This window comes from Nocardioides glacieisoli (genome assembly GCF_004137245.1).
Lineage (GTDB): Bacteria > Actinomycetota > Actinomycetes > Propionibacteriales > Nocardioidaceae > Nocardioides > Nocardioides glacieisoli.
Genome location: NZ_SDWS01000002.1, coordinates 495,780 through 516,073, shown reverse-complemented (window position 1 = coordinate 516,073; position 20,294 = coordinate 495,780). Strand labels below are relative to the sequence as shown.

The 20,294-nt window shown below is 72.4% G+C and carries 21 protein-coding genes, 1 tRNA gene and 1 pseudogene; 7 read left to right on the top strand and 16 right to left on the bottom strand.

Annotated elements, in window-relative coordinates; translation table 11 throughout:
- The first annotated feature begins 1 nt into the window (after window position 1).
- Entirely contained in the window at window positions 2–1,570 is a 1,569-nt protein-coding gene (locus tag EUA06_RS06660; RefSeq protein ID WP_165354284.1) for a GAF domain-containing sensor histidine kinase, read from the top strand.
- A gap of 68 nt (window positions 1,571–1,638) precedes the next feature.
- Here EUA06_RS06660 and EUA06_RS06655 read toward each other — a convergent pair whose 3' ends face one another.
- From EUA06_RS06655 to EUA06_RS06640, 4 genes are all read right to left on the bottom strand, one after another.
- Window positions 1,639–2,223: a hypothetical protein gene (locus tag EUA06_RS06655; RefSeq protein ID WP_129474221.1), complete on the bottom strand. Its 585-nt coding sequence runs from the start codon at window positions 2,221–2,223 to the stop codon at window positions 1,639–1,641.
- Between the two features lie 113 nt (window positions 2,224–2,336).
- Complete coding sequence (locus EUA06_RS06650; protein WP_129474220.1) at window positions 2,337–2,978, bottom strand: response regulator; 642 nt, start codon at window positions 2,976–2,978, stop codon at window positions 2,337–2,339.
- 25 nt (window positions 2,979–3,003) lie between these two features.
- Window positions 3,004–3,540 carry a DinB family protein gene (locus tag EUA06_RS06645; protein ID WP_129474219.1) on the bottom strand — a complete coding sequence of 179 codons (537 nt, stop codon included), beginning with the start codon at window positions 3,538–3,540 and terminating at the stop codon, window positions 3,004–3,006.
- A 112-nt stretch (window positions 3,541–3,652) separates the two neighbouring features.
- Window positions 3,653–4,282 carry a hypothetical protein gene (locus tag EUA06_RS06640; RefSeq protein WP_277985658.1) on the bottom strand — a complete coding sequence of 210 codons (630 nt, stop codon included), beginning with the start codon at window positions 4,280–4,282 and terminating at the stop codon, window positions 3,653–3,655.
- 85 nt (window positions 4,283–4,367) lie between these two features.
- Here EUA06_RS06640 and EUA06_RS06635 point away from each other — a divergent pair, with 85 nt between their 5' ends.
- Window positions 4,368–4,715 carry a YchJ family protein gene (locus EUA06_RS06635; protein ID WP_129474218.1) on the top strand — a complete coding sequence of 116 codons (348 nt, stop codon included), beginning with the start codon at window positions 4,368–4,370 and terminating at the stop codon, window positions 4,713–4,715.
- On the opposite strand, the gene EUA06_RS06630 is transcribed toward EUA06_RS06635, so the two are convergent.
- Genes EUA06_RS06630 through EUA06_RS06620 form a run of 4 tightly spaced genes read right to left on the bottom strand, consistent with a single transcriptional unit; the run spans window position 4,691 to window position 8,355 of the window.
- Window positions 4,691–5,740 (bottom strand): YihY/virulence factor BrkB family protein, encoded by a 1,050-nt coding sequence (locus EUA06_RS06630; protein WP_129474217.1) that lies wholly within the window; start codon window positions 5,738–5,740, stop codon window positions 4,691–4,693. The two genes, EUA06_RS06635 and EUA06_RS06630, sit on opposite strands and share 25 nt — an antisense overlap.
- Before the next feature lie 17 nt (window positions 5,741–5,757).
- Window positions 5,758–6,537 carry a TSUP family transporter gene (locus tag EUA06_RS06625; RefSeq protein ID WP_207208232.1) on the bottom strand — a complete coding sequence of 260 codons (780 nt, stop codon included), beginning with the start codon at window positions 6,535–6,537 and terminating at the stop codon, window positions 5,758–5,760.
- A gap of 1 nt (window position 6,538) precedes the next feature.
- Complete coding sequence (locus tag EUA06_RS22700) at window positions 6,539–6,964, bottom strand: hypothetical protein (RefSeq protein ID WP_207208231.1); 426 nt, start codon at window positions 6,962–6,964, stop codon at window positions 6,539–6,541.
- On the bottom strand, window positions 6,961–8,355 hold the full coding sequence (locus tag EUA06_RS06620) for a cystathionine beta-synthase (protein WP_129474215.1): 1,395 nt from the start codon (window positions 8,353–8,355) through the stop codon (window positions 6,961–6,963). The genes EUA06_RS22700 and EUA06_RS06620 overlap by 4 nt, the downstream gene beginning before the upstream one ends.
- 96 nt (window positions 8,356–8,451) lie before the next feature.
- Between EUA06_RS06620 and EUA06_RS06615 the strand changes: the two genes are divergently transcribed.
- Window positions 8,452–9,489 carry an SGNH/GDSL hydrolase family protein gene (locus tag EUA06_RS06615; RefSeq protein WP_129474214.1) on the top strand — a complete coding sequence of 346 codons (1,038 nt, stop codon included), beginning with the start codon at window positions 8,452–8,454 and terminating at the stop codon, window positions 9,487–9,489.
- 216 nt (window positions 9,490–9,705) lie between these two features.
- On the opposite strand, the gene EUA06_RS06610 is transcribed toward EUA06_RS06615, so the two are convergent.
- Together EUA06_RS06610 and EUA06_RS06605 are read right to left on the bottom strand one after the other, a co-directional pair.
- Window positions 9,706–10,515, bottom strand: coding sequence for a Bax inhibitor-1/YccA family protein (locus EUA06_RS06610; protein WP_242497995.1), 810 nt, complete (start codon window positions 10,513–10,515; stop codon window positions 9,706–9,708).
- Between the two features lie 161 nt (window positions 10,516–10,676).
- The gene (locus tag EUA06_RS06605; protein WP_165354283.1) at window positions 10,677–11,972 is read right to left on the bottom strand and encodes a calcium-binding protein; all 1,296 of its coding nucleotides are present in this window, start codon (window positions 11,970–11,972) and stop codon (window positions 10,677–10,679) included.
- A 270-nt stretch (window positions 11,973–12,242) separates the two neighbouring features.
- Between EUA06_RS06605 and EUA06_RS06600 the strand changes: the two genes are divergently transcribed.
- The 4 genes and pseudogenes from EUA06_RS06600 to EUA06_RS06590 all read left to right on the top strand — a co-directional run bounded on the left by EUA06_RS06600 (window position 12,243) and on the right by EUA06_RS06590 (window position 15,861).
- Complete coding sequence (locus EUA06_RS06600; RefSeq protein ID WP_207208230.1) at window positions 12,243–12,476, top strand: YciI family protein; 234 nt, start codon at window positions 12,243–12,245, stop codon at window positions 12,474–12,476.
- A pseudogene (locus tag EUA06_RS23355) lies at window positions 12,473–12,664 on the top strand (RNA polymerase sigma factor); the annotation flags it as partial. The gene EUA06_RS06600 and the pseudogene EUA06_RS23355, both read left to right, overlap by 4 nt.
- A gap of 161 nt (window positions 12,665–12,825) precedes the next feature.
- Window positions 12,826–13,749 (top strand): RNA polymerase sigma factor, encoded by a 924-nt coding sequence (locus EUA06_RS06595; RefSeq protein ID WP_242497994.1) that lies wholly within the window; start codon window positions 12,826–12,828, stop codon window positions 13,747–13,749.
- 147 nt (window positions 13,750–13,896) lie between these two features.
- A complete protein-coding gene (locus EUA06_RS06590) occupies window positions 13,897–15,861 on the top strand; it encodes an elongation factor G (protein ID WP_129474211.1) in 1,965 nt (654 codons plus the stop codon).
- Between the two features lie 4 nt (window positions 15,862–15,865).
- Here EUA06_RS06590 and EUA06_RS06585 read toward each other — a convergent pair.
- From EUA06_RS06585 to eno, 6 genes are all read right to left on the bottom strand, one after another.
- A tRNA-Leu gene (locus EUA06_RS06585) sits at window positions 15,866–15,939 on the bottom strand.
- 7 nt (window positions 15,940–15,946) lie between these two features.
- Window positions 15,947–16,762, bottom strand: coding sequence for a uracil-DNA glycosylase (locus tag EUA06_RS06580; RefSeq protein WP_207208228.1), 816 nt, complete (start codon window positions 16,760–16,762; stop codon window positions 15,947–15,949).
- Window positions 16,759–17,688, bottom strand: coding sequence for a Ppx/GppA phosphatase family protein (locus tag EUA06_RS06575; protein WP_129474210.1), 930 nt, complete (start codon window positions 17,686–17,688; stop codon window positions 16,759–16,761). Before EUA06_RS06575 ends, EUA06_RS06580 begins: the two co-directional genes overlap by 4 nt.
- Before the next feature lie 129 nt (window positions 17,689–17,817).
- Window positions 17,818–18,330 carry a DUF501 domain-containing protein gene (locus tag EUA06_RS06570; protein ID WP_129474209.1) on the bottom strand — a complete coding sequence of 171 codons (513 nt, stop codon included), beginning with the start codon at window positions 18,328–18,330 and terminating at the stop codon, window positions 17,818–17,820.
- Entirely contained in the window at window positions 18,327–18,956 is a 630-nt protein-coding gene (locus EUA06_RS06565; protein WP_129474208.1) for an FtsB family cell division protein, read from the bottom strand. Before EUA06_RS06565 ends, EUA06_RS06570 begins: the two co-directional genes overlap by 4 nt.
- A 19-nt stretch (window positions 18,957–18,975) precedes the next feature.
- Complete coding sequence (eno, locus tag EUA06_RS06560) at window positions 18,976–20,253, bottom strand: phosphopyruvate hydratase (RefSeq protein ID WP_129474207.1); 1,278 nt, start codon at window positions 20,251–20,253, stop codon at window positions 18,976–18,978.
- Window positions 20,254–20,294 lie beyond the last annotated feature (41 nt).

Below are 20,294 nucleotides of genomic sequence, written 5' to 3'. Positions count from 1 at the left end.
GGTGACCCGTACCCCGAGCCCGGACCTCGGCGCCGACGCGCGCCTCCTGCTGGAGGCGGTGACCGCCATCTCCAGCGACCTCGACCTGGCCAGCGTGCTCACCCGCATCGTCGAGGCCGCCACCTCCCTGACCGGCGCCCGCTACGGCGCGCTCGGGGTGCTCGGGCGCGAGGGCGGCGAGCTCGTCGAGTTCGTCACGACCGGCATCGACGAGCGGGCCCGCGAACAGATCGGGCACCTGCCTCGCGGCCGCGGGATCCTCGGCGTGATCATCGACGACCCGTCGGGTCTCCGGCTGACCGACCTCAACGCCCACCCCGCGTCGGTCGGCTTCCCGCCGAACCACCCGCCGATGACGTCCTTCCTGGGGATGCCCGTGCGGATCCGCGGGACCGTCTTCGGCAACCTCTACCTCACCGAGAAGGCCGGCGGCGGCCCGTTCACCGAGGCCGACGAGGGTCTCGTCGAGGAGCTGGCACGCACGGCCGGCTACGTCATCAGCAACGCCCGCTCCTTCGCGCTGAGCGAGCGACGCCGGCAGTGGCTCGAGGCGTCGGCGGAGCTCGCCGAGCTGCTGCAGCCGCCGGTCGCCCTGCCGACCGCGCTGCTCCAGATCGTGTCGACCGCGCGACAGGTCTCGCGGACCGTCGCGGTGGCGCTGTGGTCCTCGCTCGGCCCGGAGCACGACACGGTGAGCGTCGCGCCCGGTGCTGCGGACGAGGAGGTGCTGGCCGTCCTCGCGGAGGCCCGCCGGACCGTTGAGGCCGGCTCCGCGGTGTCGACCGTCGAGGTGGACGGCGTCCCCCTCGTGGTGGTGCCGCTGCGCTCGCACCTCGCCCCGGTGACCGCACTGGTCGCCGTGACCCGTCCCGACGCCGATCTCCTCGACGTCCAGGACCGCGACCTCTTCGCCGGGTTCGCCGACCAGGTGGCGCTGTCGCTGGACCGCACGCAGGCGCTCGCCGACCGCCAGGAGCTCGCGCTGATCTCCGACCGCGAGCGGATCGCCCGCGACCTCCACGACATCGTCATCCAGCGGCTCTTCGCCACCGGCCTCCAGCTGCAGGGCGTGGCGGCGATGACCGGCGACGGCCCGGTCGCCGAGCGGCTCGACCGGTCGGTGGCCGACCTCGACGACACCATCAAGGCGATCCGCGGCACGATCTTCGAGCTGCAGGACCGCAGCGGTGACTCGCTGCGCGCCGGCGTCCGCGGCCTGGTGAAGGAGTACGTCCCGGTGCTGGGGTTCACCCCGGTCGTCCGCACGACCGGCCCGGTCGACACCGTCGTGCCGCCGGCGCTCGGCGCCCAGCTGCTCGCGGTGCTGCGCGAGGCCGTCTCCAACGTCGCCCGGCACGCGCTCGCCGACGGCTGCGAGGTCGACGTGGTCGTCGGCGCCGACCTGCTGGAGCTGCGCGTCGCCGACGACGGCGTGGGGCTGCCCGACGAGGTCAGCGAGAGCGGGCTGCGCAACGCGCGGCGCCGCGCGAGCGACCTGGGCGGGACCCTGTCGGTGTCGCCCGTCGGCGACCGCGGCACGGTGCTCGTGTGGCGCGTCCCGATCGGGTGAGGCAGGTGGCCTGACACGCGGGAAAGCCCGACGCCGGGGGGCAGCGTCGGGCTTCCGGGGCCTGCTGGTCACCGCAGGACGGGGTGGTTCTCCACGACGCCCACACGGTTCCACCAGTGACCCAGCCCCCACGTGGTGCCGGCCGCACCCAGGGCGAGGACCGCCATCACGATCACGCCGACGAGGTGGTCGTCGACGACCGGGTTGTTCTCCAGCGGGAGGACTGCGGCGTACATGAACGCGTACATCAGCGCGCCGGCCGCGGTTCCGATCCGCATCGCCACACCGAGCAGAAGGCTCACGCCGATGCCGAGCAGGCCGAACATGAACAGGTACTCGACGAGGACCATGTCGGCCATGCCGTTGAAGAAGCCCTTGAACGGGTTGTTCTCCGGGACGCCGAAGGCGAGGAATCCCTCGGTCGGGCTGCCGCCGTTGATCCAGGCAGCGGGGCCGAACCGGTCCAGGTTGCCTTCCTGGTCGTAGCCGGTGTGGAAGCCCAGGGCGAGGAGCTTGTCGAGGAACGCCCACAGGAAGGTGATGCCGAAGGCGATCCGCAGGGTGGCCAGGGCCCGGTCGAACCAGGGGCCTCGGTCGTCGTGGTCGTTGACGTGCGTGTCGGCCTCGTGCTGGTGGCCATGGATGACGCTCATCGCCATCACTCCTTCTGTGGTGTGTGTTCTTGCTGGGTCACCACCAGAGTCGCGCGAACGGGGCCGGGGGGTCAGGGTCGCCGGTCCCCAGTCCGGGGGGACCAAGGTCCCCCTCAGTCCCGGAGGAGCTTGGAGGCGAGGACCGCCGCCTGCGTGCGCCGCTCGAGGCCGAGCTTGGCCAGGATGCTGGACACGTAGTTCTTGACCGTCTTCTCCGCGAGGAACATCTGCTCGGCGATCTGGCGGTTGGTGAGACCCTCGGCGATGTGGCCGAGCAGGATCCGCTCCTGGTCGGTGAGGGACGCCAGCTCGTCGGGCGTGCCGGGGCCGTTGCGGATCCGGTCCAGGACGGTGGCGGTCATCGCCGGGTCGATGAGCGACTTGCCGGCGGCCACGTGGCGCACCGCGGTGACCAGGTCGGAGCTGCGGATCTCCTTGAGCACGTAGCCCGACGCACCGGCCATGATCGCGGCGAACAACGCCTCGTCGTCGTCGTACGACGTCAGGATCAGGGCGTTGATCGACGGGTCCACCGCCCGGACCGCGCGGCACACCTCGATGCCCGAGCCGTCGGGCAGTCGCGCGTCGAGGACGGCGACGTCGGGTCGCAGGGCGGGGATGCGCGCCGTCGCCTCCACGGCGCTGGCGGACTCACCGACCACCTCGATGTCGTCCTGCTGCTCGAGGAGGAACCGTAGTCCCTGGCGTACGACGTCGTGGTCGTCGAGGAGGTACACGCGGATCGGGTCGGCCATGTGCCCATTGCACCAGACCCGGGGCTCAGACGTCGGTCGCGCCGTCGATCGACTGGCGGATGAGGTCGGCGTGCCCGGCATGGCGGGAGTACTCCTCGACCATGTGCACCAGCACCCAGCGGATCGTCGCGGTGTCGCCCTTCGCGGGGTCACGCGGGCGCGCGACGTGTCGGCCGAGGTCGGGATCGGTGGCCAGGGCTGCGTCGAGGCAGGCGTCCGACCGGGCGATCGCGTCGGCGAGGAGGGCGTCGAGCTCGGCGTGCGAGGCGCCGGCCGCGCTGTGCCAGTCCCAGTCGGGGTCGTCGTGCCAGGGCGCGGTGTCCCACGGCGGGGACGGCTCGTGGGCGGCGAGGTTGTAGGAGAACCAGTAGTCCTCGACGAAGGCGAGGTGCTTGAGCATCCCGCCGAGGGTGAGGTCGCTGGGCGGCAGCGTCTGCTCGAGCTGCTCGTCCGTCAGGCCGCTCGCCTGGAGGCGGATGGTGCCGCGGTAGTGGTCGATGAAGCCGCGCAGCATCCCGACCTCGTCGTTGCTGAAGCCGGGCTCGGGTCGCTCGATCGTCATGCCCGCAACGTAGTCCGTAGACGCGCGGACCGAACACCGGGAATGCGCCGACCCCCACGCTCGCGAGGAGCGTGGGGGCCGGGTTCGGTCCGCGCGTCTACGACGCGTCGCGTCAGAGGGCCGGGCCCTCGCCGCGCAGCTTGTCGACCTCGGCCATGGCGTCGCGCAGCTGGCCCAGCCACTCGTCGGCGTGCTCGCCGACCAGCCGGACCGACCACGCGAGGGCGTCGGAGCGCGACCGCGCGACGCCGGCGTCGACGAGGGTGTCGAGCACCTGCCGCTCGGGCTGGCGCAGCCGGGTCATCACCGGCGCGGCGACGTGGGTGAAGAGCGCCTCGGTGTCACCGAGCCGCACCCCCCACGACACCGTGCGCTGGTAGCGGGCCTGGGCCTCGAGGGCGATCTCGATGCGCTCGGCCTTGGTCTCGGAGCGGAAGCGCCCGATGCGGCCCTCCGCCGCGGCGCCGTCGGCGCCCTCGGCCTGCGCGTCGCTCAGCGTGCCCATCACCGTGATCTCCTCACGGTCGGTGCGCACGTCGATCTCGCTGAACCAGCCCTCGGGCAGCCGCCCGCGGAACCAGTCGGCAGCGTCGCCGGCGGGCGGGAGGTCGGCGACCTGCCAGCCTCCCCGGCGTCCGCGCCCCTCGGGGCCGCCCCGCTCGCCGCGTCGTCCGCGGCCTCGTCCTTCTCCGCGTCCTTCGCCGCGTCCGCGGCTCTCGTCCTGTTCGCTTCGGGTCATCATGTGCCATCTCCTTCTTGCAGTGCTTACATGATTACACCATTACAACGCGACACCCAAGCAGGTTGTTCCCGCCTAGGCTGCACACATGGATCGACCCTGCCCGTGCGGCACCGGGGCGTCGTACGACGCCTGCTGCGAGCCGCTCCTCGCCCACCGCGAGCAGGCCGGCACGCCGGAGCAGCTGATGCGCTCGCGCTACACGGCCTACGTCCGCGGCGACGACGACCACCTCTTCCGGACCTGGCACCCGCGCACCCGGCCGGACGACGTCCGACCGGACCCGTCGACCCGGTGGACCGGCCTGCGGATCATCGCCGCCGAGGGCGACACGGTGGAGTTCGTCGCGTCGTGGGAAGGCGGCGAGATGCACGAGGTCAGCCGCTTCGAGCGGCGGGCCGGGCGCTGGGTCTACGTCGACGGCGACGTTGACTGAGGGTCGCGGGGCGTCCCGTCGGGCTCGTTCTCCTCGGCCGTCCGGAGCTCGACCGGGCCCGGCTCCCAGACGACCTGCACCTTCTCGAACCCCTTGTGGCGCTGCATGCGGGCATAGAGCGCGTACGCCTCGCGGTCCGCGTCGGTGAGGTCGACGTTGTCGGTGAAGGGGGTCAGCAGCGCCCGCGGCCACAGTCTCCGCGCGGCCACGACGTTGATCTCCATCGCGAGGACGGCCATCACCGCACCGATCCAGAGGAAGCCGACGAGACCGAGGACCAGGCCGAACGTCTTGGTCATCGACGAGGTGTCGACGAGCACGTTGTTGACGTACGCCGCCCCGGCGAGCTGGAGCAGCTGCCACATCACCGCCAGCGTGTAGCCGCCCGGGGCCGCGCGTCGGAAGGAGTGCTGGCCGGTCGCGGCGTAGCGGAAGAGGAAGGCGAGGAAGGTGCCGACGACGACGATGGTGAGGAGCGGGAGGAAGAACTGGCGCCACGGGCCGAGCACCTCGTTGAAGAGGTCGGTCGTGCTGGCGACGGTCGCGACGATCGACACGGCCAGCAGGGAGAAGCCGGCGGTGACGAGGAGGACGAGGGTCTTGAGGCGGGAGTAGAACGGGTTGGGCCGGCTGTTGCGCGGCACCGACCAGGCGACGTGCTGGGTGTTCTGCAGCGCCTGGCCGAGACCCATCGCGCCGTAGAGGGCGGCCAGGGCACCGACCGCGACACCCGCGAACGATCCCTGCAGCCCCTCGGGTCGCCCGAGCTCGTCCCCGATGATCGGGAACTGCGCGAGGGCGGAGTCGAGGATCGACTGCTGCCAGTTGGGCTCGCCGCGCAGGATGATCCCGAGGATCGACGTGCCCAGCAGCATGAGCGGGAAGATCGCGACGAACGCGTAGTAGGTCAGCGCCGACGCGAGGTAGGGACCCTGGTCGTCGAAGTACTTGTAGATCACCGCGAGCGGGAAGCCGAGGACCGGATGACGGCGCTGGAACGCATCGACTGACGAGACCGCTCCCACGAGGGGGAGGCTACCGGTCACCACCAGCCGAGCACGTCACCGCCGAGCCGCACCACGAAGCCGGAGACCACCACCAGGAAGAAGGCGCGGACGAACCTGGCGCCCCGCGCCATCGCCAGGCGGGCGCCGAGGTAGCCGCCGACGATGTTGGCGGCCGCCATCGGCAGGGCGAGCTGCCAGATGACCGCGCCCTGCGGGACGAAGACCACGAGCGCGGCGAGGTTGGTCGCCCAGTTGGCCAGCTTGGCCTTGGCGGAGGCCTCGAGGAAGTTGTAGCCGAGCAGGCCGACGAGGGCGAAGACCAGGAACGACCCAGTGCCCGGCCCGATCGCCCCGTCGTAGAAGCCGATCGTCAGGCCGGTCACCAGGACGGCCGTGAGGTGCTGGCCGCCGTGGAAGCGCAGGCTGGTCAGCTCGCCCACGCTCGGCTTGAACCAGACGTAGCCGCCGACGAGCACCAGCACGACCAGGATGATCGGGTCGAAGGCGCTGCGCGGCAGCAGCGAGGCCACGAGCGCCCCGCCGGTCGACCCGACGAAGGCGGCGAGCATCAGCGGCAGGAACGTCCGCGGGTCCGGGCGGATGCGCCGGACGTACGTCGCCGCGCTGATCGACGTGCCGCAGAAGGACGCCAGCTTGTTGGTGGCGGCGATCTGCACCACCGATGCGCCCGGCAGGCCGACGAGCAGGGCGGGCAGCTGCACGAGCCCTCCCCCGCCGACCACCGCGTCGACGAAGCCCGCCACCAGGGCCGCGAGGACCAGGAAGAGGACGACCTCGAGCGTCAGGTCTCCCACGTCAGCGGGTGAACTCCTGCACCACGACCGCGTCGTAGTCCTCGGGCATGGTGGCGTTGAGCCCCGGGCAGATGAACTCCTGCGACTGGTCCTCGACCATCTTCGAGGCCGAGCAGTTGACCGTCGCGACCGGGTCGCCATCGGCGGAGAAGACCATCTGGAAGATGGCGGCACGCTCCTCGTCGAGGACGTTCTTGATCGTCCCCCTGACCTCCGGGGTGGTCACCTCCTCGGCGCCGGTGGAGCGCTCGATCCCGTTGACGTCCCATCCGTCCTCGACGACGAAGCTGTTCCAGCTGAAGGTCGTGCCGACCTCCACCTCGACCGGGTCGGTGCCGGTGTTGACGTCGTCGTCCCCGCCGCAGGCGGCCAGGGTCGCGACGCAGGCGAGGGCGAGGACCGCGCCGCGCAGGCGCCCGGTGGTCACGGGGCAGCCACGAAGGTGAGGAGGTCCTGGCGGGTCAGCACGCCGATCGGCTTGCCGTCCTCCTGCACCAGCACGGCGTCGGCCTTCTCGAGCAGGGTGACCGCATCGGCAGCCGCCTCGGTGGAGCCGATCGTCGGCAGCGCCTCGGACATGTGGTCCTCGACGCGGTCCGTCATCTTCGCGGCGCCGGTGAACAGCGCGTCGAGGATGGTGCGCTCCGACACCGACCCCGCGACCTCCGCGGCCACGATGGGCGGCTCGGCGCGGACGACGGGCATCTGGCTGACGCCGTACTCCTGCAGGATGTGGACGGCCTCGGCGATCGTCTCGCCGGGGTGCGTGTGGACCAGGTCGGGGAGCCGGCCGGACTTGCCGCGCAGCACCTCACCGACGGTGCGGTGGTCGGCCTCCCGGCCGGAGGGGAAGCCGTACTGCGCGAGCCACTCGTCGTTGAAGATCTTGGTGAGGTAGCCGCGGCCGGAGTCGGGCAGCAGGACCACGACGACCGCGTCGGTGCGGCCCTCGGCGGCCAGCTCCTGCGCGACCAGGCGCGCGGCCCACGCGGCCATGCCGCAGGACCCCCCGACGAGCAGGGCCTCCTCGCGCGCGAGGCGGCGGGTGAAGGCGAACGAGTCGGCGTCGGAGACCTCGATGACGCGGTCGGCGACCGTGCGGTCGTAGGTGTCGGGCCAGAAGTCCTCACCCACGCCCTCGACGAGGTAGGGGCGGCCGCTGCCGCCGGAGTAGACCGAGCCGGCCGGGTCGGCGCCGATGACCTGCACCTCGGGGTTCTGCTCCTTGAGGTAGCGCCCGACGCCGCTGATCGTGCCGCCGGTGCCCATCCCGCACACGAAGTGGGTGATCTTGCCGTCCGTCTGCTCCCAGATCTCCGGACCGGTGGTCTCGTAGTGGGAGCGCGGGTTGTGCTGGTTCGCGTACTGGTTGGGCTTCCAGGCTCCAGGCTGCGAGGCGAGCCGGTCGCTGACGTTGTAGTAGGAGTCGGGGTGCTCCGGCGCGACGGCGGTTGGGCAGACCACGACCTCGGCGCCGTAGGCCTTGAGCACGTTGCGCTTGTCCACGCTGACCTTGTCGGGGCACACGAAGATGCACTTGTAGCCCTTCTGCTGGGCCACCATCGCGAGCCCGACCCCGGTGTTGCCGGAGGTCGGCTCGACGATCGTGCCGCCGGGCTGGAGCTCGCCGGACGCCTCCGCCGCCTCGATCATGCGGGTGGCGATGCGGTCCTTCACGGACCCGCCGGGGTTGAGGTACTCCACCTTGGCGAGGACGAGCGGGCCTCCGTCGGCACCCGCGTCGAGGTCCAGGGTCCGGCCGAGCCGGACGAGCGGAGTGTTGCCGATGAGGTCGAGGATCGAGTTCGCGTACTGCACCCGGTCAATCTAACGACCTACTGACTCGTAACAGGCACTGGCGTTGTCCCTCGCCCCTCCCGGGATCGCCTCGACCGGCTGCGTAGGCTCGGCACCGTGGGGGCAACCGGAGCAGCACGCAAACTGGCATCTGCCGCCGCCCTGGGCGGCGGCGGACTCTCCGTGCTCGGCGCAGGGCTCTACGGCGTCCTGGTGGCCGAGGCGAAGATCGCGCGCAAGATGATCGGCAACGCCACCGGCACGGCGCCGGACTCGACCGGGTGGTACGGCCGCGGCCGGCCGGGCCCGGCCATCCGGATCGCGCTGCTGGGCGACTCCAGCGCCGCGGGCTACGGCGTCGACCGGGTCGAGGACACGACCGGCGCGCACCTCGCGACCGGTGTCGCCGCGCAGGCCGACCGCCGCGTCCACCTGCGGTCCTTCGCCAGGGTCGGTGCGCAGTCCAGCGCGCTCGCCGACCAGGCCGATGCCGCGATCGGCACCCACCCCGACCTCGCCGTCGTGCTCATCGGGGCCAACGACGTCACCCACACCGTGCTGCCGTCCGCGTCAGTGCGCCACCTCGCCGAGGGCGTACGCCGTCTGCGCGAGGCCGGCATCCAGGTGGTCGTCGGCACGTGCCCCGACCTCGGCACGATCCGGCCGATCCCCCCGCCGCTGAAGCAGGTGGCGCGCGAGTGGTCGCGCCGGCTGGCCGCCGCCCAGACGATCACCGTCGTCGAGAACGGCGGCCGTTCGGTGTCGGTCGGCGACATTCTCGGTCCCGAGTTCGACGCCGCCCCGGCCGTGCTGTTCGGGCCGGACCGGTTCCACCCGTCGGCCGACGGCTACCGCCAGCTGGCGTCCGTGCTCATCCCGTCGTGCCTGGCCGCCCTCGACCTCCTCCCGGACGACGAGGCCCAGCCCGAGCCGCGGCGGCGCGAGGGGATCCTCCCGGTCGCGGCTGCCGCGGTGCGCGCCGCGCGTACGCCCGGGACCGAGGTCGACGGCACCGAGGTCGGCGGCAACCAGCGCGGCCTGCGCGGGCGCTGGGTCGAGCTGCGCCACCGCCGCCGCCGTCCTTCCACCGACGCCGAGTCGCCGGGCGAGCACGAGGAGCCGGTCGGCTCCGCCGATCAGTCCAGCGGTGCCTGAGCCACATTCCGCAGGCGCGGAATGTGGGTGGACCACCGCTCGACGGGACGACACGCCGTCCGCCGCTCCGGAGCGGTGGCAGAGCCACGTTCTGTGGGCCCGCAATGTGGGTGGACCACCGCTCGGGCAGCGCGGCAGAGCGTCAAATGACGCCGGCCCGCCCGAGTCGTGCTCGGGCGGGCCGGCGGAGCTCAGCGCAGGCTGATCAGCAGCTGATCAGTCGCCGCGGATGATCGCGAGGATGCGGAGCAGGTTGGTGTAGATCCACACGAGGCTGACGGTGAGGCCGAAGGCCGCACGCCACGACTCGCGCTTCGGGAGACCGGCGGCGACGCCCTGCTCCACGAAGTCGAAGTCGAGGATCAGCATGAAGATGCCGAGCACGAGGCCGGCGAGCGCGAACACGAACCCGATCGGGCCGTTGCCGTAGAGCGGCGACTGGATGCCGAAGAGGCTCAGCCCCAGCGACAGCAGGCCGAGGCCCACCATGCCGAACATGGCTGCGACGACGCCCTTGCGGAACTTGTCGCCCACCTTGATGTCGAGCACCTTGTAGGCGGTGAGCGTGCCGGCGAAGGCCGCGAACGTGCCGAGGACGGCGCTCATCACGATGCCGGGGTACTGCGCCTCGAAGACGGCGCTGATCGCGCCGAGCGCGACACCCTCGACGAGGGCGAACGCCATCACGAGCGGCGGGCTGATCACGCGCTTGAACGAGTTGACCAGCGACAGGATGAACGCGCCACCCGCGCCGAGCATGGCCAGCATGTAGACCTGGCCCAGGTCAGCGGTCTCCGTGATGTCGCCGATCCACCACCACGTGGCGAAGGCGCCGGCGAAGACCAGCAGGATCGAGATCGCGGTGCTCTGGACGACCGAGTCGACCGTCATCCGGCCCTGGTCGACCTGCGGGGCGCCCGTCTCGGTCTCGCCGTAGCCGGGGTAGTCCTGGCCGCCACCGGCGTAGGTCTGGTTGCCGTAGGGGTTCGACGAGGCGCGGTTGAACTCCTCGGAACGTGTGAACACGGGATTGTTGCTTCTCATGGTCTCTCCTTGGAGGCCGCCCCCGGAGCTTCCGGGGGTGCGACGCCGTCGCGGTGACGGCGCCTGTCGTCATCCCACTCTAGCCGGGGTGACACCTGTTCAAACGCGCACGGAGGGGGCACTGTTCCCGTCACAGCAACTTCTCAGGATGCGCGACGGACGACCTCACAGCCCCGGAGGTCCTCGCCGCTGCACCGGTCGGCGCCGCGCCGCCCGCGGATGCGGTCGCGCCCGGGACCGCCGAGCAGGACGTCGTCGAGGTACGACCCGAGGAGGACGTCGCCGCCGCCGCGCCCCTTCGCCGTGTAGGCCGACATGCCCTCGACGTGGTCGTCGCCCGGCGTGCCGAGGTAGGTCCAGCGTCCGGAGTCGTACGGCATCTGCACCCGCTCGACCCCGACCACGCGGGCCCGCACCGGCGGGCGCTGCGCGCGGCGTACGACGAAGCGTTCTCGCGCGTGGTCCATCACGCCGCGCACGCTGCGGCCGGCGCGGTGGAGGTTGAGGAACACCGTGTCGCGACCGGCACCACCGGACAGGCGGTGGCGTCCCTCGGTCAGGTAGACGTGCACCTCGTCGCGGCCGGCCCCGGCGTCCAGCGTCGAGACCCCGGCCACCTTGCGCAGGTAGTCCCGGCCGTCTCCGCCGAGCAGCACGTCGGCGCCACCGTTGGACTCGAGGTGGTCGTCACCGGCGCCTCCGTCGAAGTGGTCGTCGTCCGTTCCGTTGCGCGCCGGGTCGTACTCGTACGCGTCCCGCGAGTTCGTCAGCGAGTCGTCGCCGCTGCGGCCCTCGAGCCGGTCGCCGCCACCGTTGCCGATGATCACGTCAGAGCCCTCGGTGCCGAGCACGTGATCGGCGTGGGTGGTGCCGATGACGTAGACGATGACCCCGGGTGCGGGCAGGGGCTGGGCGACCACGACCGTGTCGTTGCCCTCGCCGGTCGCGACGCCGCTGACGAGGTCGACGGCGACGCCGGTCTCCGACTCGCCGAAGTCGATCGTGTCCCAGCTGGTGTCGCCGCCGGTGCGCAGGAGCGTGTTCACCCCCACGTCGACCAGGTCGTCGCCCGGTCCCGGAACCAACGTGTCACCGTACGCCTCCGGCACGTCCTCGGTCCGGGGGACGAGCCCGTTGTCCCCGCCGTACAGCCGGTCGTTGCCGTCCCCGCCGGTGAGGTGGTCGGACCCTGCGTCCGCGCAGACGACGTCGTTGCCGGCCCCTCCATCGATCACGTCGTTGCCGTCAAGAGCGGCGATGACGTCGTCGCCGGGCGTGCCGGTCAGCACGTCGTCGCCGGTGGTGCCCACGATCGTCGCGGCGACCCCCGCACAGGTGGCGGCCGCGGAGTGGGCGGGTGTCCCGACTCCGGCCGCGGCGACCGCGACGAAGCCGACGACCACGGCGGCGTGGGCGGTCCGAGATCTCCGAGATGACATGGCTTCCCCCTGGTGTCCTCCCCGAGGGTAGGCCGACTCCGTCGCCGGTGGTCTGGTCCGGTCGAGGAGGTGTGCGCGGGGTTGTCCTCGGGCGTCGACGCCGTTCGTCTCGTAGGCGAGAGTCAGCACTGGGCTGACCACGACCGACCGAGGAGCCACGATGCCCCTGTACGCCGCAATCATCTACACCACCGACCTCGACTGGACCGCGCCCGAGAATGCCGACGTGATGGCCGAGTACGGCGCCTTCAGCGCGGGCGCGCAGCCGTCATGCGGGGCGGAGCCGCCCTCTACCCGACCTCCACCGCCACCACCGTCCGCGTGTCGGAGAAGGGTGGTGACGTCCTGACGAGCGACGGACCGTACGCCGAGACCAAGGAGGTCCTCACCGGCTTCTTCCTGCTGGAGTGCGCCGACCTCGACGAGGCCATCGGCCGCGCCGCCGAGATCCCCGCCGCGTGGAACGGGGCTGTCGAGGTGCGCCCGGTCATCCCGATGGGATGAGCGACGAACCGGCGACCTCGCCGCTCGAGGCAGCTCCCGCCCTGGGCGAGCTGGTGCGGGCGTCGGGTCGTGACGTCCTGGCCACCCTCGCACGGTGGACCGGCGACCTCGCGCTCGCCGAGGACGCCGTGCAGGACGCGAGCCTGACCGCCCTGGAGGTGAGGTCGCGCGACGGGGTGCCCGACAACCCCGTCGCGTGGCTGCGCCTGACCGCCCGCCGCAGGGCGGTGGACCTGCTGCGCCGCGAGATCGCCCGACGCCCGAAGGAGGTGGCCGCGATGGCAGACGCACGGCTGCACGACCTCCAGCCCGACGGGCCCGACGAGCACGGGACGTCGCGCCCTCGGTGGTGGACGACGACCTGCTGCGCCTGGTGTTCACCTGCTGCCACCCGAGCCTGGCGCTCGAGGCCCAAGTGGCACTGGCCCTCCGCACCCTGTGCGGGCTCACGGTCGCCGAGGTCGCCCGGGCGCTCCTGGTCTCCGAACCGGCCATGGCCAAGCGGCTCGTGCGCACCCGCCAGAAGATCTCGGCCGCCCGAATCCCCTACCGGGTGCCGCCCGACCACGAGCTGCCGAACCGATGGGCGGGGGTCCTGGCCACCGTCCACCTCGTGCTCAACGAGGGCCACACCGCCACGGCGGGCGACGACCTGGTGCGCCAGGGACTCGTCGACCAGGCCATCGGCCTGGCCCGCCTCCTCCATCGTCTCCAGCCGGACGACCCGGGTGCCATGGGTCTGCTGGCGCTGGGCCTCCTCCTGGACTCCCGACGCCTGACCCGGACGGGGCCTGACGGAGTGGTGCTGCTCGCCGACCAGGACCGTGACCTGTGGGACCGCGGCCAGATCGCCGAGGCCGTCTCGCTGCTCGGCGAGGCGCTGCGCCGCACTCCGACCACGCCCGACAGGTACGTCGTCCAGGCCGCGATCGCTGCCTGCCACGCCCTCGCCCCCACCTGGGAGGACACCGACTGGGGGGCGGTGGTGTCGTGGTACGACACCCTCGTGACGATCGACCCCTCACCGGTCGTCCTGCTCAACCGTGCCGTGGCGATCGGCGAGCGCGACGGGGCCGAGGCCGGTCTCCTCGAGCTCGAGTCCGGGGAGGGGCTCGACCACTACTCCCTGTGGCACGCCGCGCGTGGTGGGCTCCTGCGGCGCGCGGGTCGTGACGACCTCGCCCGGGAGGCCGAGCTGCGTGCGGCCGAGCTCCCGATGAGCGACCCCCAGCGCCGCGTGGTGCTGCGGCACCTCGACGGGGACGCCGGATAACCCGTTGCAGCGACGTGGTCGCCCTGCCTACGGTCCAGAGGAGCCGAGATCGGCCCGCGCGCCCTGCGCGACATTCCCACGAGAGAGGCACCGAGATGCGAGCAACGCACGCTCCCGTCCGCATCCACCTCCTCGAAGGGACCTCGCGTGCACCCGCGCCCATCCAGCTCCGGACCGAGCCGATCGCTCAACCTGGGCATCCTCGCCCACGTCGACGCCGGTAAGACCACCCTCACCGAACGGCTGCTCCACCTGGCCGGGGTGATCGACGAGCCGGGATCCGTCGACTCCGGCACCACGCAGACCGACAGCCTCGCCCTCGAGCGCCGGCGTGGCATCACCATCAAGTCCGCCGTCGTGGCGTTCGCCCTCGACGACCTCGTCGTCAACGTGATCGACACCCCGGGCCACCCCGACTTCATCGCCGAGGTCGAGCGCGTCCTCGGCGTGCTCGACGGCTGCGTGCTCGTGCTCTCGGCCGTCGAGGGCGTGCAGCCCCAGACCCGGATCCTCATGCGCGCCCTGCAGCGCCTCGGCGTCCCGACGCTGCTGTTCGTCAACAAGATCGACCGCGTCGGCGCCGACGTCGAGGCCGTGCTCGACGCCGTCCGCGCACGGTTGACGCCGGCGATCCTGCCGATGGGCATGGCGGGTGGACTCGGCGCGCGAACCGCGGCCTTCACGGCGTACGCCGACGACGACCGGTCCTTCCGCGAGCGCGAGACGCTCGCCCTGGCCGAGCACGACGACGTGCTGCTGGCGGCGTACGTCGACGGCGAGGACCGTACGCCGGACCAGCTCATGTCGCTGGTCGCCGAGCAGACCCGGGCGGGAGACCTGCACCCGGTCTTCGCCGGGTCGGCCGCCACCGGTGCCGGCGTGCCCGAGCTGGTTGCCGGGATCGCGCGGCTGCTCCCCCGTCCCGAGCCGGAGTCCGCGGGCGACGACGCCTCCGGCCGGGTGTTCAAGGTCGACCGGGGCGCGGCAGGCGAGAAGGTCGCCTACGTGCGGCTGTTCTCCGGTGCCCTGCGCGCGCGCCAGCGCCTGGACCTCACCGGCGGCCGGTCCGGGAAGGTCTCCGGGATCGAGGTGTTCCGCGACGGGCGCTGGGTGCGCGCCACGGAGGCGCGCTCGGGCCAGGTAGCGCGGCTGCTCGGGCTCGGTGCGGTGCGCGTCGGCGACGGGTTCGGTGCGTCGGCCCGGGCGGAGGCGCACCACTTCCCGCCGCCGACGCTGGAGGCGTCGGTCGAGGCGTGCGACCCGGCGCAGCGACCGGCACTGCGGGTCGCGCTGGCCCAGCTCGCCGACCAGGACCCGCTGATCGCTGCCCGCACCGACGAGGACGGCCGGCCGACGGTGTCGCTCTACGGGCGGGTGCAGCAGGAGGTGATCGCCTCGACGCTGGCCGAGGAGCACGGCATCGAGGTCGAGTTCAGCGAGGCGAGCGTGCTGCACGTCGAGCGGCTGCGCCGGGTCGGCACGTCCGTGGAGCGGTTCAACACCCCGACCAATCCCTACTGGGCGACCATCGGGCTCCGGCTCAGCCCGGCCGCCCCCGGCAGCGGAGTGGTCTTCGACCTCGACGTGTCCCTGCGAGACCTGCCGCTCTTCCTCTTCAAGACCGTCGAGCACTTCACCTCGGTCATGGGCCAGCACGTCACGCGTGCCCTGTCGCGCGGGCCGTCGGGCTGGGAGGTCACCGACTGCCGGGTCACCCTCGTCGAGGCCGGCTACGCCTCGTGGGACGGCCCGCCCTCGCAGCGCGGGCCCCTGCCGACCGCCCTCGACTACCGCAAGCTCACGCCCGTCGTCGTACGCCAGGCGGTGGCGGCCGCTGCGACCCAGGTCTGCGAGCCGGTGCTCCGCGTGAGCCTCGAGGTGCCGACCCGCGACGCCCCGCATCTGCTGACGCTGCTCGGCCGCTGGGGCACGGAGCTCACCGGCCAGTCCTCGACCGGGGACCTGACCCGCATCGACGCACGGCTCGTGGCTTCCCGGCTCCACGACCTCCAGCACCAGCTGCCCGACCTCACCGGCGGCGAGGGCGTGCTGGAGTCGTCGTTCGACGGCTACCAGCCGGTGCGCGGGAGGGGGCCGACGAGGCGGGGCTGAGGCGTGCCCCGGCTGGGGTTCGAACCCAGACTGTGCGGTTTTTAAGACCGCTTCCTCTACCGGTTGGGATACCGGGGCGTGCCGCTCAGTCTGTCAGCGCGCGGGCCCGCTCGAAGACCGCGTCGGTCATCTCGCGGGTCAACCGGCCGGTGTAGGTGTTGTGCGGCGACGGGTGGTAGCAGCCGATGAGGGTGACGTCGCCGAGCCGCAGCTCGACACCGTGGCCGAACTTCGGCCGCGTCGCCGGGGCGGGCGCTCCGGCCGCGACCAGCGAACGGACGGCGCCGTCCCAGCCGAAGGCGCCGAGCGCGACGACGGCGCGGACGGTCGGCAGGAGCGCGAGCTCGGCGGCGATCCAGGGCGCGCAGGTGTCGCGCTCGGTGGGGGTCGGCTTGTTCCCCGGCGGTGCGCAGCGCACGGTCGCGACCATCCGGGCGTCGAGCAGCCGCTGGCCGTCGCCGGCGTGCTCGCTCGTCGGCTGGCTCGCCCACCCGGTGCGGTGCAGGCTCGCGAAGAGCCAGTCGGCGCTCGGGTCGCCCGTGAAGATGCGCCCCGTCCGGTTGCCGCCGTTGGCGGCCGGTGCGAGACCGACGATGAGCAGTGACGGCTCTGGGTCGCCCCAGCCGTTGATCGGCCGGCCCCAGTAGGGCTGGTCGGCGAACGACGCCCGCTTCACGGTCGCCACGTCCTCGCGCCAGGTCACCAGCCGCGGGCACGCCGAGCAGACGCTCACCCGGGCGTCGAGCTCGGCGAGCGCGTCGGTGCCTGCGAGACGGCGTACGTCGTCGGCGTCCCGCGCGACGGGCGTGTCCGGGGCGGCCGGGTCGTCCGGCCAGCCGGTGCCGGGCGCGACCGGGCTGGTGAAGGCGCCGCCGACGATCGGGTGCGGGAGCTCGGTCACGAGATGGCGGCGGCGATGCCGTGGAGGATGTCGGCCTCGGAGACCACGTGGTCGGGCACCGGCACGCGCGCCAGGATCCCGCTCCAGATCAGGGCTCCGGCACCGATCACGTCGGCGCGGCCGGGGTGCATGTAGGGCAGCGCCCGTCGCTCCTCGACCGTCATCGCGACCAGCCGGTCCACGAAGGCGGAGGTGTCCGCGTTGGAGAGGACCGCGCGGTCGAAGGAATCCCGGTCGTAGGTGGCCAGGTGGAGAACGCCGCAGGCGAGCGTCTTGATCGTGCCCGAGGTGCCGACGGCGGTCCGCGCCCGGTCGAGCGGGACGCCGCACGAGTCGAGGTGCTCGTCGATGTCGGCGACGCAGGCCGCGACCTCCTCGGCCGTCGGCGGGTCGCTGTGGAGGTGGCGCTCGTGGAGCCGGACCGACCCGATGTCCATCGAGATCGAGTGTCGGTCCTCGCCTTCGCCGAGCACCACCTCCGTCGAGCCGCCGCCGATGTCGACGACCAGGACCGGCTCGGGCGGCATCGGCGACTGGGCCGCGATCGCGCCGGCGAAGACGAGCGCGGCCTCCTCGTCGCCGGACAGCACCTCGGGCTCGACGCCGAGGCGACGGCGTACGCCCTCGGCGAAGACCGCGGCGTTGCTGGCGTCGCGGGTGGCGGAGGTGGCGCAGAAGCGGGTGCGCGCGGGGTCGACGCCGTGGTCGCGGATCGTCGCGCCGAGCTCGTCGATCGCGGCGAAGGTGCGCTCCAGCGCCTCGTCGGCGAGCCGCCCGGTCCGGTCGACGCCCTGGCCGAGCCGGACGACGCGCGAGTCGCGGAGCACCACGTCGAGGGTGCCGTCGTCGCGGCGGCGGCCGACCAGCACCTTGATGGAGTTGGTGCCGCAGTCGATCGCGGCGACGAGAGGTGCGTGGTCGGTCACAGAGCCATTGTGCCGACCGGGCACTTCCTCGCGCTCACGGGCGCCGACCGGGCACTTCCTCGCGGTGCCGCCGGCGCACAGCGCGAGGAATCGCCCGGTCAGCGGCGTCCAGCGCGAGGAACCGCCCGGTCAGCGCTCGACGGTGACGCAGGGGCCGGACTCCCACCACTCGCCGAGGGCGTCGAGCACCTCGTCGCCGAGCGGGTTCACGCCGCGGCCCATCGCGAGCGACTGGGCGGCGAGGACGTGGAGGCACTTGACGCGGCCGGGCATGCCGCCGGCGGAGATGCCGTCGATCTCGGGCACCTCGAGCCCGGCGCGCTCCCCCACCTCGGCACGGAAGGCGAGGTAGCGCTCGTGGGCGGCACGGTAGGCCGCGGCGAGCTCCTCGTCGGTGCCGAGCCGTGCCTCCATCTCCTTCATCACGTGCGAGCCCTCGAGCGTGCCGATGCGCGAGGCCGCGCGCGGGCAGGTGAGGTAGAAGGTCGTCGGGAACGGCGAGCCGTCGGGCAGCCGCGGCTCCGTCGTGACCACGTCGGGGTTGCCGCACGGGCAGCGGTGGCCGATCGAGTCGATGCCGCGGGGCTTGCGCTCGAGCTGGGCACGGATCGCCTCGACGTCGGTGGGATCGATGTCGCTCACTGCTTGCTGCCGTCGATCAGGTCGGCCGGCTCCTCGCCGGGCGGCGGCGGGTTGCCGGCGAGCTCCATCGACTCCCAGGCGGCGGTCCACCACGCCTTGGGCACGGTCTTGATCACGTCGGACGGGTCGTTGAGGGAGGCCTGCGCCTCCAGCGGCTTGCCGTCGACGCCGATCACCTCGAAGCCGGCCTCGCCGGGCATCAGGTAGCCGAACCGGGCGCGCGCCTGCGCCTTGACGTAGGCCGGGTCGTCCCACCGCTGCTTCTCGCGCTCGAGGTCGTTGATGCTGGCCTCGCGCTCCGCGATCTGCGACTTCAGGTCACCGATGTGGGCGCGCTGCTGGAGGTACGCGCGCAGCGACGACGCGTAGGACACCGTCAGCACGGCGAGCACCAGGACCAGCACGGCCGCGCGGCCGGTGAAGCGGGGTCGGCGTGCGGTCTGCCGCGCCGCGGGTCGCACCGGACGCTGGCTGCCGATGTCCGCGGCCGTCGCGACGGGCGTGCGCGTCGCCGTGGTGCGCGGCCGCGTCGAACGGTCGCCGGGGCGCGTGGTGCTGCCCTGCCTCGGTCCGCGTGATCCGTTGCCGCCGGGCCCACCGCGTGACGTACGACGCTGGGAAGGCATGCGGGACAGTCTGCCCCGATCAGCCGCCGAATCGCGGGAAGGCACCCCGACCGGCGTAGCGAGCCGCGTCACCGAGCTCGTCCTCGATGCGGAGGAGCTGGTTGTACTTCGCGACGCGGTCCGAGCGGGCCGGCGCGCCGGTCTTGATCTGGCCGCAGTTGGTGGCCACGGCGAGGTCGGCGATCGTGGTGTCCTCGGTCTCGCCGGAGCGGTGGCTCATCATGTTGCGGAAGCCGGCGCGGTGGGCGAGCTCGACGGCGTCGAGGGTCTCGGTGAGCGACCCGATCTGGTTGACCTTGACCAGCATGGCGTTGGCCTGGCCGCCGTCGATGCCGCGCTGGAGCCGCTCGACGTTGGTCACGAAGAGGTCGTCGCCGACGAGCTGGGTCTTGGTGCCGAGCGCGTCGGTCATCGCCTTCCAGCCGTCCCAGTCCTCCTCGTCGAGCGGGTCCTCGATGGACACGATCGGGTAGGAGTCGACGAGGTCGGCGTAGTAGGCGACCATCTGGTCGGTCGACTGCTTGGTGCCCTCGAAGACGTACTTCTTCTTGTCGAAGAACTCGCTCGCCGCGACGTCCATCGCGAGCGCGATGTCCTTGCCCAGCGCGAAGCCGGCGGACTTGACCGCCTCCGCGATGAGGTCGAGGGCGGCACGGTTGCTGTCGAGGTTCGGCGCGAAGCCGCCCTCGTCGCCGAGGCCGGTCGAGAGGCCCTTCTTCTTCAGCACCGACTTGAGCGCGTGGTAGACCTCGGCGCCGTGCTGCAGCGCCTCGCGGAAGGTGGCGGCGCCGATCGGCGCGATCATGAACTCCTGGACGTCGACGTTGGAGTCGGCATGGGACCCGCCGTTGACGATGTTCATCATCGGCACGGGCAGCAGGTGGGCGTTGGGGCCGCCGACGTAGCGGAAGAGCGGCAGGCCGGACGACTCGGCCGCGGCCTTGGCGGTGGCGAGCGAGACGCCGAGGATCGCGTTGGCGCCGAGCTTGGCCTTGTTGTGGGTGCCGTCGAGATCGAGCATCGCCTGGTCGACGAGGCGCTGGTCGTCGGCGTCGAGGCCGACGACGACACCGGAGATCTTGTCGACCACACCGGAGACCGCCTTCTGCACGCCCTTGCCGAGGTAGCGCTTCCCGCCGTCACGGAGCTCGACGGCCTCGAAGGCGCCGGTGGACGCGCCACTGGGCACGGCCGCGCGACCGAACGCGCCGTCCTCGAGGAGGACCTCCACCTCGACGGTGGGGTTGCCGCGCGAATCGAGGATCTCGCGGGCGCCGACTGCGGCGATGATCGACATGGAGTGCTCCTGTGGGATGCGTCTGGGGGACGCCCGCCAGC

Coding starts and splice junctions, on each gene's coding strand:
- EUA06_RS06645 (WP_129474219.1), bottom strand. CDS start 3,540: ATGACGATCGAGCGACCCGAGCCCGGCTTCAGCAACGACGAGGTCGGG.
- EUA06_RS06655 (WP_129474221.1), bottom strand. CDS start 2,223: ATGAGCGTCATCCATGGCCACCAGCACGAGGCCGACACGCACGTCAAC.
- eno (WP_129474207.1), bottom strand. CDS start 20,253: ATGTCGATCATCGCCGCAGTCGGCGCCCGCGAGATCCTCGATTCGCGC.
- EUA06_RS06600 (WP_207208230.1), top strand. CDS start 12,243: ATGCGGGGCGGAGCCGCCCTCTACCCGACCTCCACCGCCACCACCGTC.
- EUA06_RS06650 (WP_129474220.1), bottom strand. CDS start 2,978: ATGGCCGACCCGATCCGCGTGTACCTCCTCGACGACCACGACGTCGTA.
- EUA06_RS06605 (WP_165354283.1), bottom strand. CDS start 11,972: ATGTCATCTCGGAGATCTCGGACCGCCCACGCCGCCGTGGTCGTCGGC.
- EUA06_RS06565 (WP_129474208.1), bottom strand. CDS start 18,956: ATGCCTTCCCAGCGTCGTACGTCACGCGGTGGGCCCGGCGGCAACGGA.
- EUA06_RS06635 (WP_129474218.1), top strand. CDS start 4,368: ATGGATCGACCCTGCCCGTGCGGCACCGGGGCGTCGTACGACGCCTGC.
- EUA06_RS06640 (WP_277985658.1), bottom strand. CDS start 4,282: ATGATGACCCGAAGCGAACAGGACGAGAGCCGCGGACGCGGCGAAGGA.